The organism is Bradyrhizobium sp. Rc2d, from assembly GCF_900099855.1.
Classification (GTDB): Bacteria; Pseudomonadota; Alphaproteobacteria; order Rhizobiales; family Xanthobacteraceae; genus Bradyrhizobium.
Window position 1 is genome coordinate 1 of the sequence record NZ_FNCU01000030.1, and the last position, 16144, is coordinate 16144.

Consider the following 16144-nt stretch of genomic DNA (forward strand, 5'->3'; position numbering starts at 1 on the left):
ATTTCGCTCGGCGTTGCTCGCGGTCTCCCGCCAAGTGTCCTGCCATTCCAAGTGGCGCTGGGAGAGCGTATCATGACCCGATGATCCGCTGAACCTGGGAGGCAATCATGCAGTTCAGGAGCACCGGGCTATTGTTGCTCGGCGCGATAGCGCTTCCTGCCTCCGGGACCGCACAAACCACCGCCGCTCCTCCGGCAATTACACGAACAGTGATCGCAGCAACCAAACTGCCGACCGTCACCGACGCGCCAGTCCATTTCAAAGCGGTGAGCGTCACCCTGCAGCCGGACGAGAGGAGCAGCGTCGCGGCGGCCAGCGGCATACTCTATCAGATGTCAGGATCGACCGAGATCGTGCTCGGTGGCGAGGTCAAAATGCTCAATGCCGGAGAAGGGCTGTTCATCGCCGACGGAAAGGCCGCCGCGCTGACGGCAGGCAGTGGGGCGCCGTCAATATTTCTCCACTTCTTTCTCGTCCCCGCTGGAGAATTGGGTCGGCCTGCCGAGAGGGCACCTGCAGTCGTAAGAGAATTGTACCGCACGGCGAGCCCGATCTCCGACCTGAAGCCAGGTAATTATGATCTCAATCTCACGCGGGTCACATTTCCGGCGCAGATGCCTTCCAACCCGCCCCACCATCGGTCAGGCGCAGCTCTATACTTCATACTCTCCGGCACCGGGGCCAACACGGTCGACGGCAAAACAGAAGCAAGGGGACCGGGGTCCTTGATCTATGAACCGCACGACCTCGTGCACCAATGGGGAAACCCAGGCGATGAGCCGTTGACATTCCTGGCCTTCAACATCAATCCGGAAGGTGTGGCAGCCGTGCTTCCGGGTGCACCAGTGAAGACCCAATAGACAACGGCGAGCGGTCTGCAGCAGAAACTCCCTGACTTCATCAAGAGCGAGTGGTTGCTCGATCAAATGGATGACGGGCGCGCACTACACCGCTGTACTCGCTGTAGCGCGCCCAATGTGAGCCGGAGTTGGGTGACTTGTCCGGAGCTCAAGAACGATCGAGCCGATGCCGCGAATGCGTGCCGAACCACGATCCGTTTGCTGCCCTAGGGTACGTCAGCCCGGCCGGTCCTTGGTGGCGGCTTAGGCGGGCATCACGTCTTCGCTAGGCAATCGGGCGACCACGTGTGGCGATCCGGGAATCTTATCTGATTGCGAAGCGTTTCGACGGGTGGAGCAGAGCAATTTCGACAGTTTCCAGATGCTGCGCATCGACGAGGCACCGGTCGTCGAGGTTCACATCATCCAGAGTAACGAAGAGCCTGGCGGCATCGGTGAGCCTGGCACCTCCGGCATCGCTCCCGCCGTCGCCAACGCAATCTTCGCGGCGAGTGGCAAGCGGCTCCGCAAAATTGCCGATCGTGCCCGAAGTCCTGCGGCGGGCATGACGACAACGGACGGACAACGCTTCGACCTCGCCGTATCCGTCCGCCGGAGACCACCTTGCCGAATGAGGCGCGGTATTGAGAACTGTCCTTTTGGACGTGATAAGTTCAGCATCCAAGTCGGTCGGCTCGATGTGGGTGAGAGGGGTCGGCATCGACGCTGGTCCGAGGACGAGAACATCAAGATCGTTCTGGAGAGCCTGCAAGCCCCACGCCAGATTACGGCGACCGCGCGACGATATGGCATTTTGCGCTCGTTGCTGCTCCGATGGCGACGGTTGTTTCGCGCCGAGAAGGATGCGACCGAGCAACTGATCGCCTTGACCCGTGCGTCTCAGAAGGGCCCAAGTGCAGACGCGCCTGCAAGGGTCAGGGTCGTCACCGCATTTTCGGTGACGGCTCGGAGAATCAGGCTGTGGTGGTTGGGTTCAACGTCGCGCGCGATGACCTCGGAATAACAGGGCGTCCCGTTCCGCCGAGCTTCTCAAGACAGGTGTCGTGCAACCTCCTCAGGATCGAAGCCCTCAAGCTGAACCAGCCTGGCACCGCCCTTTCTCGCGGGACATCCTGGTCGAGGCTGTGATAAGCTACTTTTCAGCGCGCCTTGGCCGGGCCGGACGAAGATCAGCGTCCCTCTCAGTGGCTTGCCTGACGGCGGAGTCCAGCAATTTGGCCCGTCTTTTCGGCTCGGCGCTGATAGCGATAATGGCTTCCAGGTCCAGCGGGCATGTCGAGCGAGACTTCTGCCCGAAATGGCGCCGGGCGCGCCGATGGCAAGCGAAAGGCTATCCTGGCCGCGTTGTCCGCGGCGGGCCACTTGGTGAGGTCAACCGTTGCTCTACAACTCTATCCAAGTACCTTCTGAAATCATCCATAAATGGCAAGAGGTCGTGGATGTGCTTGCCGAGATCATGCACGTTCCTTCTGCTTTGATCATGCGAGTAGAGCCGCCCAACATAAAAGTTTTCGTATCCAGCGAGTCCAAGGGGAACCCCTACGAACCGGACGAGCTCGCACCCCTTAACACGGGGCTTTATTGCGAAACCGTGATGAAGACGTGCCAACCTCTGCTCGTTCCAGACGCCCTTCGCGATGAAGCGTGGAAATCAAACCCTGACATCAAGCTGGGGATGATTTCCTACCTTGGGGTACCGATCAGTTGGCCCGATGGCGAGGTATTCGGAACGATTTGCGTTCTCGACAACAAAAGGAACGAGTACAGCAAGCCCTACCTCAGACTCCTGCATCAGTTGCGCGACGCGGTGCAGATTGATTTGCAAAGGTTAGCGGCACAGCACAGACAGCTCGAAGAACGTGAGACGAAGATCCGGCGTCTGGTCGATGCAAACATCATCGGGATCTACATCTGGGAGCTCGACGGTCGACTCCTTGAGGCCAATGATACGTTTCTGCGTCTGGTGGGATACGATCGCGAGGATATTATCTCGGGTCGTGTGCGCTGGACGGACCTCACGCCACTGGAATGGCGAGATCGCACCGCACGCGCCCAGGAAGAATTAAAGAGGACTGGCGCGGTGCAACCCTTTGAGAAGGAGTACCTTCGCAAGGACGGCAGCCGGGTGCCCGTGCTGATCGGCTCGGCGGCGTTCGATGAACAGCGAGACCAAGGCGTCGCCTTCGTGCTCGATCTGACCGAGCGCAAGCGGGCGGAAGCGGAAGCCCGGGAAAGCGAGCGGCGCTACCGCGAAGCTCTGATGGAGCTCGCGCACGCCAATCGCGTCACGACAATGGGGCAACTGACGGCTTCGATTTCACATGAAATGAAGCAGCCGATCGGGGCGGTTGTCGCCAACGCAGAGGCCGGGTTGAACTGGCTTGACGCTCAACCGCCAGAACTGAATCGGGTCCGACAGACGCTTGGTTGGATAATAAATGATGGCCTGCGAGCCGGCGAGATCATTGGTCGGATCCAGGGGCTTATCAAGAAGGCGCCTCCGCGGCGAGAGGAAATAGAGATCAATGCGGCAGTGCTTGAGGTCATAGCTCTGACCCATGGCGAAGTGGTGAAGAACGGCGTCTCGGTGCGGACGCAACTCGCGGACGGCTTGCCGCTCATTCGAGTAGATCGGGTCCAACTGCAACAAGTGGTCCTCAACTTGATCATCAACGCCGTCGAAGCGATGAGCGCCGTCCGCGAGGAGCCGCGTGAGCTGCTGATCAGCACTGACAGAGATGCCCTGAATGGCGTGCTCGTCAGCTTGCGAGATTCGGGGCCGGGACTGGACCCGGCGAGCCTTGACCACGTCTTCGACCCATTCTACACGACCAAGCCCAGTGGCATGGGCATGGGATTATCAATTTGCCGTTCGATCGTCGAAGCGCACGGGGGACAGATATGGGCGGGCGCGCATGAAACTCGAGGCGCGGTCTTTCAATTCAGCCTGCCTCTTGAGCGAAACGAGACCATTTCCGCTGAATACGCTGGCCAATGCCGGCGGCCCGAAAAAGCGGATACGGAGAGCGAAAACGAGAGCCCGTTCTCCGCGACGGCAGACGTCTCTACCGAGATCGGCTGCCGTGCGCTGGCGCACGCTGCGCCGCAGGGTTAGGCCAGCAAACGTGGTCAATGCCATGCGTTGCGGAAAACTATGAACGGCGCGCGATGCCGAAAGTTCGCTGAAAGCGTGCACATATCCACCAAGCGCGGTCACCGGCAAGCGGGAGAAGGCAGGCTCCAGCGCTCTTGCCGCTTTGGCCGATCGTGGGCCGGATCACCGATGCGAATTCGCTATTGTTGGTTGAACGAGACGCCCCGATGTAGGCCAGGATGTGACGGGGACTCGACCGCCTCAGATCGAGACGTTCGCGGCGGCAATGAGGTTCGAGAGCGGCCAGGTCCTGTGTGCGTAGCACAATCGGCGGTCAGCCGAAGCTCAAGGTAGCCGGGAGCTACCACGTCGCCACGAGGCCTAGTGCGCAATTGCGCACGGGGGGCCGGGACCCACCGCGAGGTCTATCGATGGCGCGCGGTGCGCATCGAAGCGCAGCTGAGAGTCTTCGCCAAACTACTCCCTGGGGTTATGGGTCCCGGCTTTCGCCGGGACGACAGCGGAGAATTGCGGGTCAGCCAAACCGCTCCGTCGCCCACGCATACAGGCTGCCCGGAATCGGCTTTTCGCCGCCGCGACCCTTGGGCGAGATGTGCAGGCCGATGATCTCGGGGTTGGTGACGAGGCCGAGATAGCTCGAGGGATCGAAGAACAGTTTTGGCTCGGCATGCACGGCGTAGAACGACTGCTTCGGCAACGCGCAAGCCAGCTCGCCGGTGCGGCGCGCGAGCGCGGTGAGCGCCGCCGGCCCGTAGATCGCAACGCGGATGTCGGAGAGGCGGTTCGAGCCGCCGCGCAGACGGCGCATCATGAAGGTGATGCGATGGCGCACGGACAGCCAGTTCGGCGTCAGCTCCTCCTGCTCCATCAGCTCCTCGAAGGCGGCGACGATGCCGTGCTCCGGCGGAAGGTAGATCACGGAATTGCCAAGCTGGCGCGGCCGCTCCCAGGCGAAATAGGGCTTTGCCGGATCGATCTCGACCGGCCTCAGCAGCAGCACGTCGGCGTCGAGCCAGAGGCCGAGGCCTTTCGCCATCAGCTTCATCCGGAAGAAATCGCTGAACTGCAGCGTGGTCCAGTCGCGCCAGCTGCCGTCCGGCTGCGGCGGGCGCAAACGTTCGGAGAACGCATGCGGCAGGATCGCCTCGGCATCCGCATTCGCGATGCCTGCAGGCAGACCGGGAATGGGGTCGAAGCTGTAGACCGTGACCTTGTGGCCGGCAGCCAACTGCGAGCGCAGACAGGTCTGGCGCAGGGCGTCCATCGGGCCATGCCAGAAGGTGACGATGTCGGGCAGCATGCGCGAGCTATAAGGAGAGTCAGAGCAAAGAAAAAGCCCCGGCGCCGTCAGCACCGGGGCTCGAACCAGAAACCCGATCTCAGGCCCAGGCGCGTTCGCGCTTGAGCTTGTCCTCATAGGTGTCGATCGAGGCCTTCTTCTCCATGGTGAGGCCGATGTCGTCGAGGCCGTTGATCAGGCAGTGCTTGCGGAACGGATCGATCTCGAACTTGACCTTGCCGCCGTCGGGACCGCGGATCTCCTGGTTGGGCAGGTCGATCGTCAGCGTCGCGTTGGCGCCGCGCTCGGCGTCGTCGAACAGCTTGTCGAGGTCTTCCTGGCTGACGCGGATCGGCAGAATGCCGTTCTTGAAGCAGTTGTTGTAGAAGATGTCGCCGAACGAGGTCGAGATCACGCAGCGGATGCCAAAGTCGAGCAGCGCCCAGGGCGCGTGCTCGCGGCTCGAGCCGCAGCCGAAATTGTCGCCGGCGACCAGCACCTTCGCGTTGCGATAGGCCGGCTGGTTGAGGACGAAATCCGGATTCTCGCTGCCGTCGTCCTTGTAGCGCTGCTCGGAGAAGAGCCCCTTGCCAAGGCCGGTGCGCTTGATGGTCTTCAGGTACTGCTTCGGAATGATCATGTCGGTGTCGACATTGATGATCTTCAGCGGCGCCGCGACGCCTTCCAGCGTGGTGAACTTGTCCATGGTTGCGCTTTCCCGGATGGGTCTAGGGGAACAGGTGTTTATCGCGATCGGGGCGGGAATCCTAGGCCGAATTCGGCAGATCTCGTCTGCTGACAGGTTTGAGGCGAGCTGGTGCGGCACCGGGAATTCACCTCTCCCTTGGGAGAGGTCGGCGCGTCCCGGGCGATGCGAAGCATCGTCCCGCGCGCCGGGTGCGGGTTTACGGTCTCACGTTGGTGCAGCACCCCCTCACCCGATTTGCTGCGCAAATCGACCTCTCCCCGCTGGGGAGAGGTGAAGGAGCGCCCGCTCTAGTCCGCTTGAGCCTCAATCGCGGCCATATCGTCGTCCGACAGGCCGAAATGGTGGCCGATTTCGTGGATCAGGACATGGCGCACGATGTGGCCGAGGGTCTCATCGTGCTCGGCCCAATAGTCCAGGATCGGCCGGCGGTAGAGCCAGACCATGTTGGGCAGCCGCGCCACGTCGCCAAGGCTCTGCTGCGGCAGGCCGATGCCCTGGAACAGGCCGAGCAGGTCGAACTCGCTCTCGCACTCCATCTCGTCGAGGACCTCCTCGGTCGGGAAGTCGTCGACGCGAATGATGACGCCCTCGCAGAGCCTGCGAAACTCCGCCGGCAGGCGTTCGAAGATGTCATGCGCCGTCGCTTCCATCTCGGCCAGCGAGGGCGCTTTCAATTCCGTCCACATGGGCCTCTTCTAAAGCGTTTTCGAGCGACGTGGGTACCGGTTCGCGTAAACTAGCGCGGGTTCCGCAGCGATGCATCCCGCTTTATAAGCGCGGCGAGGTTGACGAGCGCCGTCAAAACGGGGAGCGTGGGGCCTTAAATGGGAATGTTTCGGGTGGGCGGAAAAATGCGAGCGAAAACAGCGCTGACGCTACTGTGCATGGGGTTGTTTTTGCAGTTTTGCGTTGGCGCCCAAGCCCAAACTCAAGTCCAGACCGCTGGCCCCGAGATCCGTCTCGCCCAGGCGGCCTCACCGAACGACGTTCCCCCGCCACGCAAGCGGCCTCCGGCGCGCTTGCGCGTCACGCCCTATTACAGCCCGGACGGCGTCTATCCGCGCTACAATCCCGGTCCCGACGCAGTCCGCGTGTGCAACGCCACCTATGTGCAGGAGTACCGGCCGAGCGGCACGGTGATCGTGCCGCGTGTGAGCTGCTACTGGCGCCGCGGCTGAGGCCCGCGCCGGCGAACAACGCGGTGCCTTGTAGGATCGTCATGGCAAGATGGATCGTATTCGTTGTTGCCGTTGCGCTTGCCGCCGGCCTGCCCCGCGCTTCCGCGGCGCCAAGGGTGACGGTGCCGGAGGCGTCGGCGGGGATCGCGGTTTTCGATGTGCGACGACACGCGCGCGCCCATGACATTGCGCGGCCTGCTGCACGCCATGATCCAGGCTACTATGCGCGGCCGGTCTACTACCGTCCCTATCCCTATGGCGTGCCGGCTCCGTTCGTGTTCGGCTACGGACCCTTTTGGTGACGCCGGCGGATTAGCCGGCGGGCGCAAATCCCCTGACCAGCAGCACCGTCGCCTGCGCGCCCGCTTTGCGATCGCGCGAGATGTCCTCGTAGTCGGGCGCATTCGAGAAGGCGAGGAACGCAGCCTCATCGGGGAACGACATCATGACAAGCTTGTCATGCGGCCATGCGCCTTCGAGCACGCGCGGGTGTTCGTCCGCGGCGAGCAGCTTGCCGCCATACTTCTTGAACACGTCGAAGAACCGCGCCTGATAGCGGTCATAGGCCGCGCGGTCCGTCATCTTCAATTGCGCAATCGCATAGACAGTCATTTCCAAAAACTCCTGACCTCGCGGCACTGCGTCGCATCGCGGAGCCCAGCGTCGTTCATTCATGGGGCGTTCACATCGGTCTCCTCAGTTTAATCCAGGGAGCGACCGCAATTGAACAGCGTTTGGCGCGGCCGAGACGTCGCGTCGCAACGCGCTGTCCAGATTCAGGGAGGATTCCATGCTGAGGAGATTGGGTCTTAAGGCAAGCCCGATGCGCTTGCTCGGGATCGCGGCCGCCACGACATTGATGCTGTCGGCCGGCAGCGCGCGTCGTGCCGAAGCACTCACCTTGATCAATCCGGCGACGTCGCCTGGGACGAAGGCTGCGGCCGACGATCTCGTCACGCAGGTTCGCCACGGCGGCGGCGGGCACGGCGGACATGGTGGCGGTTTTCATGGCGGAGGTTTCCGCGGTGGCGGCGGACATTTTGGTGGCTTCCATGGCGGCGGCTTCCGCGCCGCGCCGGCCTTTCACGGCGGTGGCTATCGTTACGGCGGATTTCGTCACTATGGCGGCTATCATCGCTACGGGATCTATCGCCCCCATTACGGCTATCGTCACTTCCACCGGCGCTATTATTACGGCGGCTATTATCCCTACTATCACTATCCGCGCCGCTGCCGGATCATCTGGACCTATTACGGTCCGCGCCGCGTCTGCCGCTGGCCTCGCTGGCACTATCCGTACCGCTATTGGTGAGCACGATCGAAATGCAAAGGGCGCCTCAGCGGCGCCCTTTAAAGCCAATCCTTCAACTTCCACGACGCGGATTTCCACCGCATCAAATTCTCAAGCTTCCATTGCCTGAACATCGCCGGCGGCCAGCGGCTGAGCTTTGAGGCTTCCTCAACCTCGGGCTTGGTGACGACGCGCAGCGGCGTCACGCGCCGCCGATGCTGGCGCGTGGCCTCGCTGATCAGATCGACATATTCCGGCTTGTTGGCCATCAGCTGCGTCCTCGCGAAACCGTCGCGAGGACGAGAATGTGGGCGGCGCGGATTAACGGCGGCTTGCCGTAATCGCTACAATTGCAGGGAGCAGCTTACCGCCAGTCCCTGACGTCGACGAAGTGACCGGCGATCGCGGCCGCCGCCGCCATTGCTGGCGACACCAGATGCGTGCGGCCCTTGAAGCCCTGGCGGCCCTCGAAATTGCGGTTCGAGGTCGAGGCGCAGCGCTCTTCCGGCTTCAGCTTGTCCGGGTTCATGGCAAGGCACATCGAGCAGCCCGGCTCGCGCCATTCGAAGCCGGCCTTGATGAAGATCTTGTCGAGACCCTCAGCCTCGGCCTGCTCCTTCACGATGCCGGAGCCCGGCACCACCATGGCGTTGACGTTCGCTGAAACGGTCTTGCCTTCAGCAATCTTCGCTGCCGCGCGCAAATCCTCGATGCGGCCGTTGGTGCAGGAGCCGATGAAGACGCGATCGAGCTTGATGTCGGTGATCTTCGTGCCCGCCGTCAGGCCCATATACTTCAGGGCGCGATGCTTGGAGATGCGCTTGGCTTCGTCCGCGATCTTGTCAGGGTCGGGCACGATGCCGGTCACGGAGATGACGTCCTCGGGGCTGGTGCCCCAGGTCACGATCGGCGGCAGCTTTGCGGCGTCGAGGCGCAGTTCATGGTCGAAATGCGCGCCCTCGTCGGAACGCAGTTTCTCCCAGTAGCGCATCGCCTCGTCCCAGGCCGCGCCCTTTGGCGCTTTCGGACGATCGCGCAGGAAGTCGTAGGCCTTCTGGTCGGGCGCGACGAGACCGGCGCGGGCGCCGCCTTCGATCGACATGTTGCAGACCGTCATGCGGCCTTCCATACTGAGCGCACGGATCGCGTCGCCCGCATATTCCAGCACGTAGCCGGTGCCGCCCGCGGTGCCGATCTCGCCGATGATGGCGAGGATGATGTCCTTGCCCGTCACGCCGTCAGGCAGTTTGCCATCGACGGTGACGCGCATGTTCTTCGCCTTCTTCTGGATCAGGGTCTGCGTCGCCAGCACGTGCTCGACCTCGGAAGTGCCGATGCCGTGCGCGAGCGCGCCGAACGCGCCATGCGTCGAGGTGTGGCTGTCACCACAGACGATGGTGGTGCCGGGCAGCGTAAAACCCTGCTCGGGGCCGATGACGTGGACGATGCCCTGGCGCTTGTCGAACTCGTTGTAATATTCGATGCCGAATTCCTTGGCGTTCTCGGCCAGCGCCTTGATCTGCTCGATGCTCTCCGGGTCCGGGTTCGGCTTGGTGCGATCGGTGGTCGGCACGTTGTGGTCGACGACGGCGAGCGTCTTCTCGGGCGCGTGCACCTTGCGACCCGTCGCGCGCAGGCCTTCGAAAGCCTGCGGCGAGGTCACCTCGTGCACCAGGTGGCGATCGATGTAGAGCAGGCAGGTGCCGTCCTCGGCTTCGTGCACCAGATGGTCGTTCCAGATCTTGTCATACAACGTGGTCGGCTTGGACATGAGCTTAAGCTCCGAAGAATGTGTAAGCGGATGTGCGCGCTTGGCGCGCGGGCAACAAATCGTCAGCGCAGCTTTTAGGCTGCGCGCGTAAGCTCTGACGTTGCCGAGGTCGCGAAGCGTCCGAAGAACCGGCCAGGCAGCCGCGAGCGATCGTCGATGACGATGCGCTTGACAGGGGCGAGGCTGGTCAGATCTGGAAACATTCTAGAAGCTATATAGCATGCAGCGGTAAAAGCGCGAGAGTTTCGAATTCGTCATTGCGAGCTCAGCGAAGCAATCCAGACTGTCGCCGCGGATGCATTTCTGGATTGCTTCGCTGCGCTCGCAATGACGGTGGGCACAAACAAAAAAGCGCGGAGCCGAGCCCCGCGCTTTCTAGAACTTGCCTGGTGGCGAAGCTTACTCGCCGACGGCAGCCTGGCGGTCCTGCTTCTCGACGATGCGGGCCGACTTGCCGCGAAGGTTGCGGAGGTAATAGAGCTTGGCGCGACGCACCTTGCCGCGACGCACCACCTTGATCGAGTCGATCATCGGGGAGAGCAGCGGGAACACGCGCTCGACGCCCTCGCCATAGGAGATCTTGCGCACGGTGAAGCTCTCGTTGAGGCCACCGCCGGAACGGCCGATGCAGACGCCCTCATAGGCCTGCACGCGGGTGCGGTCGCCTTCGACGACCTTCACGTTGACGATCACGGTGTCGCCGGGGGCGAATTCCGGGATGTCCTTGCTGGCGGACAGCTTGTCGAATTGCTCCTGCTCGAGCTGCTTGATCAGGTTCATGGGTAAATCTCCATCGGCGCGCCCAGCCTTCGAAACGGGGGCTGCGCGAAATTCGTCTATCCAGCCATTGCGGATGTGGCCGCTCCTATAAGGCAAGCCGGAGCGTTTGTCACCCGTCTGTCTTGTTTTTTGGCGTTTTTTGGCGGCCGGCCCGATTCGGGGCCTTGCTCGGGATTTGGGCCCACAAATCGGGCCGTCGGGCCGCCGTCAGGGCCTCGGATTGCGCGCGCCGCCAGCTGGCGACCTTGGCGTGGTCGCCGGAGGTCAGGATCTCCGGGATCGGAGCCCCCTCGAACAGCTGCGGGCGGGTGTATTGGGGGTATTCGAGCAGGCCGTCCGAAAAACTTTCCTCGGTTCCAGAGGCCTCCTTGCCCATCACCCCCGGCAGCAGCCGGACACAGGCGTCGATCAGGGCCAAGGCCGCGATTTCGCCCCCGGATAGCACGTAATCCCCGACCGAGACCTCCTCCAGACCGCGCCCGTCGATCACCCGCTGGTCCACGCCCTCGAACCGCCCGCAGACGATCAGGGGGCCGGGGCCCCTAGCCAGCTCCACAACCCGGGCCTGGGTCAATGGCCGACCACGCGGGCTCATCAGCAAGCGCGGCCGCTCCGGATCGATTTTGGCGGCATCGATGGCCGCGGCCAGGACATCCGCCCGCAGCACCATGCCTGGCCCGCCGCCGGCCGGGGTGTCGTCGACGCTGCGGTGGCGGTCGGTGGCGGAGGCCCGGATGTCCCGCGCCTCGAGTTGCCAAAGCCCTGCTACCAGCGCCCGGCCAGCCAGGCTCACGCCGAGCGGCCCCGGAAACATGTCCGGAAACAGCGTCAGCACCGTCGCGCGCCAGGGTGAGGGGGTGGTCATTCGATCTCAGTCGTTGTCGTCCCGGCGAAGGCCGGGACCCATAGCCACCGCACTCAGCTTTGCGACGGCTGGAGCTGCCAGCTTAGCCAAAAACCAAAGCCTGTGGTTATGGGTCCCGGCTCCCGTGCGCTTTGCGCACTAGGCCGGGACGGCCCGGAGGATGGAGGTCGCCTTCGTCCTCGCCCTCAATCTCCTGCGGCAGCGCGATCACGACACGGCCGCCGGCAAGATCGACCTCCGGCACCACCGCGTTGGAGAACGGCAGCAGCAGCGTCGGGCCTTTGGGCGGGGCGATTTCGATGATGTCGCCGGCGCCGAAATTCTGGATCGCGACGACGCGGCCGAGCGGCTCGCCGTCAGTGGTGACGGCGGCGAGCCCGATCAGGTCGGTGTGGTAATATTCGCCCTCGTCGGTCGCCGGCAGCTTGTCGCGCGGAACGTAGAGCTCGATGCCGTTGAGGCGCTCGGCCTCATCGCGGTTCGTGACGCCCTTGAACGTTGCGACCAGATGATCTTTGGCCTCGCGCGCCTGCACGACTTCGAACTGGCGCTTGCCGTCCTTGGACAGCAGCGGACCGTAGCGTCTGATGGCAAAGGGATCTTCGGTGAAGGTCCACAATTTGACCGCACCGCGCACCCCATGCGCGGCGCCGATCCGCGCGACGCAGACCAGCGCCGACATGGTCTGGCCTTACGCCTTCGCGGCGGCTTCGGCCTGCGCCTTGCGCTCCTTGCGCGGCACGGCCTTCTGCGGGTTGTTGCGCGCTTCGCGCTTCTTGATGCCGGCGGCGTCGAGGAAACGCGCCACGCGGTCCGACGGCTGCGCGCCCTTGGCGACCCAGGCCTTCACCTTCTCCATGTCGAGCTTGAGGCGCGCCTCGTTGTCCTTCGGCAGCAGCGGGTTGAAATAGCCGAGGCGCTCGATGAAGCGGCCATCGCGCGGAAAGCGCGAGTCGGCGACGACGACGTGATAGACGGGACGCTTCTTGGTGCCTGCGCGGGCGAGGCGGATGACGACGGACATTCAGTTCTCCTTCAAAGTACGGTTTGTTCGGTTGATTGGTATTCCGCGTTGCGCGGGATGCTTGCGATCCCGTGCGACGAATTCCTCATTTCTTCTTGCCCGGGAAACCGCCGAGGCCCGGCAGCGTCGGCTTGCCGCTCAGTCCGGTCAGACCAGGAAGGTTCGGTAGGCCCTGGCGCAAGCCCGCAGGGAGATCCTTCGGCAGATTGGGCAGACCCTGTCCGCCGCCGCTCTGCATCTTTTCCTGAAGAGCCTTCATCTCTTCGGGAGACGGCATCTTCATGCCGCCGCCAAAGCCCATCGCCTGCGCGATGCCGGCGAGCGGACCGCGCTTGCCCGAGCCCATGGCCTTCATCACGTCGGCCATGTTCCGGTGCATTTTCAGGAGCTTGTTGACGTGCTCGACGCTCTGGCCAGAACCCGCGGCGATGCGCTTCTTGCGGCTGGCCTTGAGCAGGTCGGGATGACGGCGCTCGTCGCGCGTCATGGAATCGATGATCGCGACCTGGCGCTTCAGGATCTTGTCGTCGATCCCAGCGGCCGCGATCTGGTTCTTCATCTTGGAGATGCCGGGCATCATGCCCATCAGCCCGCTGATGCCGCCCATGTTCGACATCTGCAACAGCTGCTCGCGCATGTCGTTGAGGTCGAACTGACCCTTGCGCATGCGCTCGGCGGTACGCGCGGCCTTCTCGGCGTCGATGTTGGCGGCGGCGCGTTCGACCAGCGAGACGACGTCGCCCATGCCGAGGATGCGGCCGGCGATACGATCGGGATGGAAGTCTTCCAGCGCGTCGGTCTTTTCACCGGTGCCGATCAGCTTGATCGGCTTGCCGGTGACCGCGCGCATCGACAGCGCGGCGCCGCCGCGGCCGTCGCCGTCGACGCGGGTCAGCACGATGCCGGTGAGGCCGACGCGCTGATCGAACGAGCGCGCGAGATTCACGGCGTCCTGGCCGGTGAGGCTGTCGGCGACCAGCAGCACTTCATGCGGGTTGGCCGCGGCTTTGATCGCGGCTGCCTCCGCCATCATCTCTTCGTCGAGCGTGGTGCGGCCGGCGGTGTCGAGCAGCACGATGTCGTAGCCGCCGAGCTTGCCGGCCTCCAGCGCGCGCTTCGCGATCTGCGGCGGCTGCTGGCCCGCCACGATCGGCAGGGTCGGAATGTCGAGGTCGCGGCCGAGCACGGCCAGCTGCTCCATCGCCGCCGGGCGGTAGACGTCGAGCGAGGCCATCAGCACCTTGCGCTTGTCACGCTGGACCAGGCGGCGGGCGAGCTTTGCGGTGGTGGTGGTCTTGCCCGAGCCTTGCAGGCCGACCATCATGATTGGCACCGGCGGCACGGAATTGACGTCGATGGTCTGGCCTTCGGCACCGAGCGTGTTGATCAGCTCGTCATGGACGATCTTGACCACCATCTGGCCGGGTGTGACCGACTTGACGACGGTGGCGCCGATCGCCTGCTCGCGCACGCGCTCGGTGAAGCTGCGCACAACCTCCAAGGCGACGTCGGCCTCCAGCAGCGCGCGACGCACCTCGCGCATCGCGGCGTCGACGTCCTTTTCGGTCAGCGCACCGCGCCCCGTCAGACGATCGAGAATTCCGCCAAGCCGTTCCGACAGATTGTCGAACAATGCCGTTGTCCTGTTGCTGTCTTCCCGACGGGAAGAGCGCTCCGTTACTCGCCGCTGTCATGCCCCGCGCAGGCGGGGCATCCAGTACGCCGCGGCTCCTCGGTTCTATCCGAGCCGCCTCTGGGATACTGGATCGCCCGATCAAGTCGGGCGATGACCACTCACTTGGGTAAACGATCTTCCAAACACCTTTGCGCCCGAGGGCGCACAGCGCTGTCGGGCGTTGACCTCCGGCCTCCAGGGCCAGTCGGCGGGTCGAAAAGAAAGCCTTTCCGAGAAAGTGGCGGGGTTAAACGCCGCTCCCGCTCAAAAGTCAAGGAAAGTTAGGGTGCCGGGACGCTCCTGCCAGGGCAAGGTCCTGAAAATAGAGCCCTTTCGGCTGCCGGTTCCTTTTCCCAGGGCTACGCCCATATAGAAGGCGATGACCTTTCTCCGCTACCATCCCTAAAAGCCGGCCGTGCCGATTACCCGCCGCCGCGTGCTCGGACTGCTTGCCGGTGCCGGCGCGCTGGTCGGTGTTCCGTCACTTTGGATGTCCCGCATGAAAACCTATGACGGTCCCGCCTCCGACCATTTCAACGGCCTGCACTTCTTCGATCCCGACGGCGCACCGCCGAAATCGCTTCGAGAGGTGCTGCGCTGGCAATTCGGCGGCAAGCGGCAGCGCGCGAAATGGCCGGATTGGGTCCCCAGTCCACACGCCGACACCCCGCCGGCGCGTGTCGACGGCGACAAAGTGCGGCTCTCCTTTGTCGGCCACGCCAGCTGGCTGATCCAGGCCGGCGGCCTCAACATCCTGGTCGATCCCGTCTGGTCGATACGGGCCTCGCCGGTCGCCTGGGCCGGGCCGAAGCGTTGCAACGATCCCGGCATTTCCTTCGACAAGCTGCCGAAGATCGATGTCGTGCTGGTCTCGCACGGGCACTACGATCATCTGGACATCGCGACGCTGTCGCGGCTCGCAAAGAATTTTGCGCCGCGCGTCGTCACCCCGCTCGGCAACGACGTCACGATGCGCAGCTCCGATCCCACGATCAAGGTGGAAGCGTTCGACTGGCACGACCGCGTCGAGCTCGGTGGCGGCATCGCCGTGCATCTGGTCCCGACCCGGCACTGGACGGCGCGCGGCGTGTTCGATCGCAACAAGGCCCTATGGGCGAGCTTCGTGCTGGAGACGCCGGCCGGAAAGATCTATGTCGTCTGCGATTCCGGCTATGGCGATGGCAGGCATTTCCGCCGCGTCGCGGAGAAGCATGGGCCGCTGCGGCTCGCGATCCTCCCCATCGGTGCCTACGAGCCGCGCTGGTTCATGCGTGACCAGCACATGAATCCGGAGGATGCCGTGAAGGCGCTCGCGGATTGCGGCGCGCAGGACGCGCTCGGGCATCATCACGGCACGTTCCAGCTGACGGATGAGGCGATCGATGCGCCGGCAAAGGCGCTGGTCGAAGCGCTGGATGCCGCGAAGATCCCGCAACAGCGGTTCGTGGCGATGATGCCCGGGCAGGTGGTGGAGATTTAACTCTCGCCAAACATCAAGCTGTCGTCCTGGACAAGCGAGCGGAGCGAGCGCTGATCCAGGACCCATTACCACAAAGAGTGGTTTGGCGAAGACTCGTTGTTACCAGCTCGCGCTGCA

Annotated in this window: 18 protein-coding genes; 7 read left to right on the forward strand and 11 right to left on the reverse strand. The window is 63.5% G+C overall.

Going from position 1 to position 16144, the window contains the following annotated elements; translation table 11 throughout:
- The first annotated feature begins 107 nt into the window (after window positions 1–107).
- From BLV07_RS29600 to BLV07_RS29615, 3 genes are all read left to right on the forward strand, one after another.
- The gene (locus BLV07_RS29600) at window positions 108–860 is read left to right on the forward strand and encodes a cupin domain-containing protein (protein ID WP_091893020.1); all 753 of its coding nucleotides are present in this window, start codon (window positions 108–110) and stop codon (window positions 858–860) included.
- 331 nt (window positions 861–1191) lie between these two features.
- Window positions 1192–1863: a transposase gene (locus tag BLV07_RS50140; RefSeq protein WP_349525480.1), complete on the forward strand. Its 672-nt coding sequence runs from the start codon at window positions 1192–1194 to the stop codon at window positions 1861–1863.
- A gap of 375 nt (window positions 1864–2238) precedes the next feature.
- Window positions 2239–3975, forward strand: a complete 1737-nt coding sequence (locus tag BLV07_RS29615) for a GAF domain-containing sensor histidine kinase (RefSeq protein WP_502690246.1) — start codon at window positions 2239–2241, stop codon at window positions 3973–3975.
- 514 nt (window positions 3976–4489) lie between these two features.
- Here the strand turns inward: BLV07_RS29615 and BLV07_RS29620 are convergent.
- The 3 genes from BLV07_RS29620 to BLV07_RS29630 all read right to left on the reverse strand — a co-directional run bounded on the left by BLV07_RS29620 (window position 4490) and on the right by BLV07_RS29630 (window position 6649).
- Window positions 4490–5275 carry a glycosyltransferase family 32 protein gene (locus BLV07_RS29620; protein WP_091893022.1) on the reverse strand — a complete coding sequence of 262 codons (786 nt, stop codon included), beginning with the start codon at window positions 5273–5275 and terminating at the stop codon, window positions 4490–4492.
- Window positions 5276–5354: 79 nt separating this feature from the next.
- Entirely contained in the window at window positions 5355–5960 is a 606-nt protein-coding gene (gene leuD / locus BLV07_RS29625) for a 3-isopropylmalate dehydratase small subunit (RefSeq protein ID WP_008539074.1), read from the reverse strand.
- A 290-nt stretch (window positions 5961–6250) separates the two neighbouring features.
- Window positions 6251–6649, reverse strand: a complete 399-nt coding sequence (locus BLV07_RS29630; protein WP_091893024.1) for a metallopeptidase family protein — start codon at window positions 6647–6649, stop codon at window positions 6251–6253.
- A gap of 198 nt (window positions 6650–6847) precedes the next feature.
- On the opposite strand from BLV07_RS29630, the gene BLV07_RS29635 reads away from it, so the two are divergent.
- Together BLV07_RS29635 and BLV07_RS29640 are read left to right on the forward strand one after the other, a co-directional pair.
- On the forward strand, window positions 6848–7141 hold the full coding sequence (locus BLV07_RS29635) for a hypothetical protein (protein WP_176945856.1): 294 nt from the start codon (window positions 6848–6850) through the stop codon (window positions 7139–7141).
- Between the two features lie 41 nt (window positions 7142–7182).
- Window positions 7183–7443 carry a hypothetical protein gene (locus BLV07_RS29640; RefSeq protein ID WP_091893028.1) on the forward strand — a complete coding sequence of 87 codons (261 nt, stop codon included), beginning with the start codon at window positions 7183–7185 and terminating at the stop codon, window positions 7441–7443.
- Between the two features lie 10 nt (window positions 7444–7453).
- Here the strand turns inward: BLV07_RS29640 and BLV07_RS29645 are convergent, their stop codons facing one another.
- The gene (locus BLV07_RS29645; RefSeq protein ID WP_091893030.1) at window positions 7454–7753 is read right to left on the reverse strand and encodes a DUF1330 domain-containing protein; all 300 of its coding nucleotides are present in this window, start codon (window positions 7751–7753) and stop codon (window positions 7454–7456) included.
- A gap of 178 nt (window positions 7754–7931) precedes the next feature.
- Here BLV07_RS29645 and BLV07_RS29650 point away from each other — a divergent pair, with 178 nt between their 5' ends.
- Window positions 7932–8453, forward strand: a complete 522-nt coding sequence (locus tag BLV07_RS29650) for a hypothetical protein (protein ID WP_091893032.1) — start codon at window positions 7932–7934, stop codon at window positions 8451–8453.
- Between the two features lie 38 nt (window positions 8454–8491).
- Here BLV07_RS29650 and BLV07_RS29655 read toward each other — a convergent pair whose 3' ends face one another.
- The 7 genes from BLV07_RS29655 to ffh form a co-directional block, all read right to left on the reverse strand.
- Window positions 8492–8701: a hypothetical protein gene (locus BLV07_RS29655; RefSeq protein WP_091893034.1), complete on the reverse strand. Its 210-nt coding sequence runs from the start codon at window positions 8699–8701 to the stop codon at window positions 8492–8494.
- A 95-nt stretch (window positions 8702–8796) separates the two neighbouring features.
- Entirely contained in the window at window positions 8797–10203 is a 1407-nt protein-coding gene (gene leuC, locus BLV07_RS29660; protein ID WP_091893036.1) for a 3-isopropylmalate dehydratase large subunit, read from the reverse strand.
- Window positions 10204–10602: 399 nt separating this feature from the next.
- Window positions 10603–10983: a 50S ribosomal protein L19 gene (rplS, locus tag BLV07_RS29665; RefSeq protein ID WP_091893038.1), complete on the reverse strand. Its 381-nt coding sequence runs from the start codon at window positions 10981–10983 to the stop codon at window positions 10603–10605.
- A 109-nt stretch (window positions 10984–11092) separates the two neighbouring features.
- Window positions 11093–11848 (reverse strand): tRNA (guanosine(37)-N1)-methyltransferase TrmD, encoded by a 756-nt coding sequence (trmD, locus tag BLV07_RS29670; protein ID WP_091893040.1) that lies wholly within the window; start codon window positions 11846–11848, stop codon window positions 11093–11095.
- A 106-nt stretch (window positions 11849–11954) separates the two neighbouring features.
- Window positions 11955–12530: a ribosome maturation factor RimM gene (gene rimM, locus BLV07_RS29675; protein WP_091893041.1), complete on the reverse strand. Its 576-nt coding sequence runs from the start codon at window positions 12528–12530 to the stop codon at window positions 11955–11957.
- A gap of 9 nt (window positions 12531–12539) precedes the next feature.
- Window positions 12540–12872, reverse strand: a complete 333-nt coding sequence (gene rpsP, locus BLV07_RS29680; protein ID WP_091893043.1) for a 30S ribosomal protein S16 — start codon at window positions 12870–12872, stop codon at window positions 12540–12542.
- Between the two features lie 85 nt (window positions 12873–12957).
- Window positions 12958–14505, reverse strand: coding sequence for a signal recognition particle protein (ffh, locus tag BLV07_RS29685; protein ID WP_091893045.1), 1548 nt, complete (start codon window positions 14503–14505; stop codon window positions 12958–12960).
- A 457-nt stretch (window positions 14506–14962) separates the two neighbouring features.
- Between ffh and BLV07_RS29690 the strand changes: the two genes are divergently transcribed.
- Window positions 14963–16027 (forward strand): MBL fold metallo-hydrolase, encoded by a 1065-nt coding sequence (locus BLV07_RS29690; RefSeq protein ID WP_176945844.1) that lies wholly within the window; start codon window positions 14963–14965, stop codon window positions 16025–16027.
- The last annotated feature ends 117 nt before the right edge of the window (window positions 16028–16144 follow it).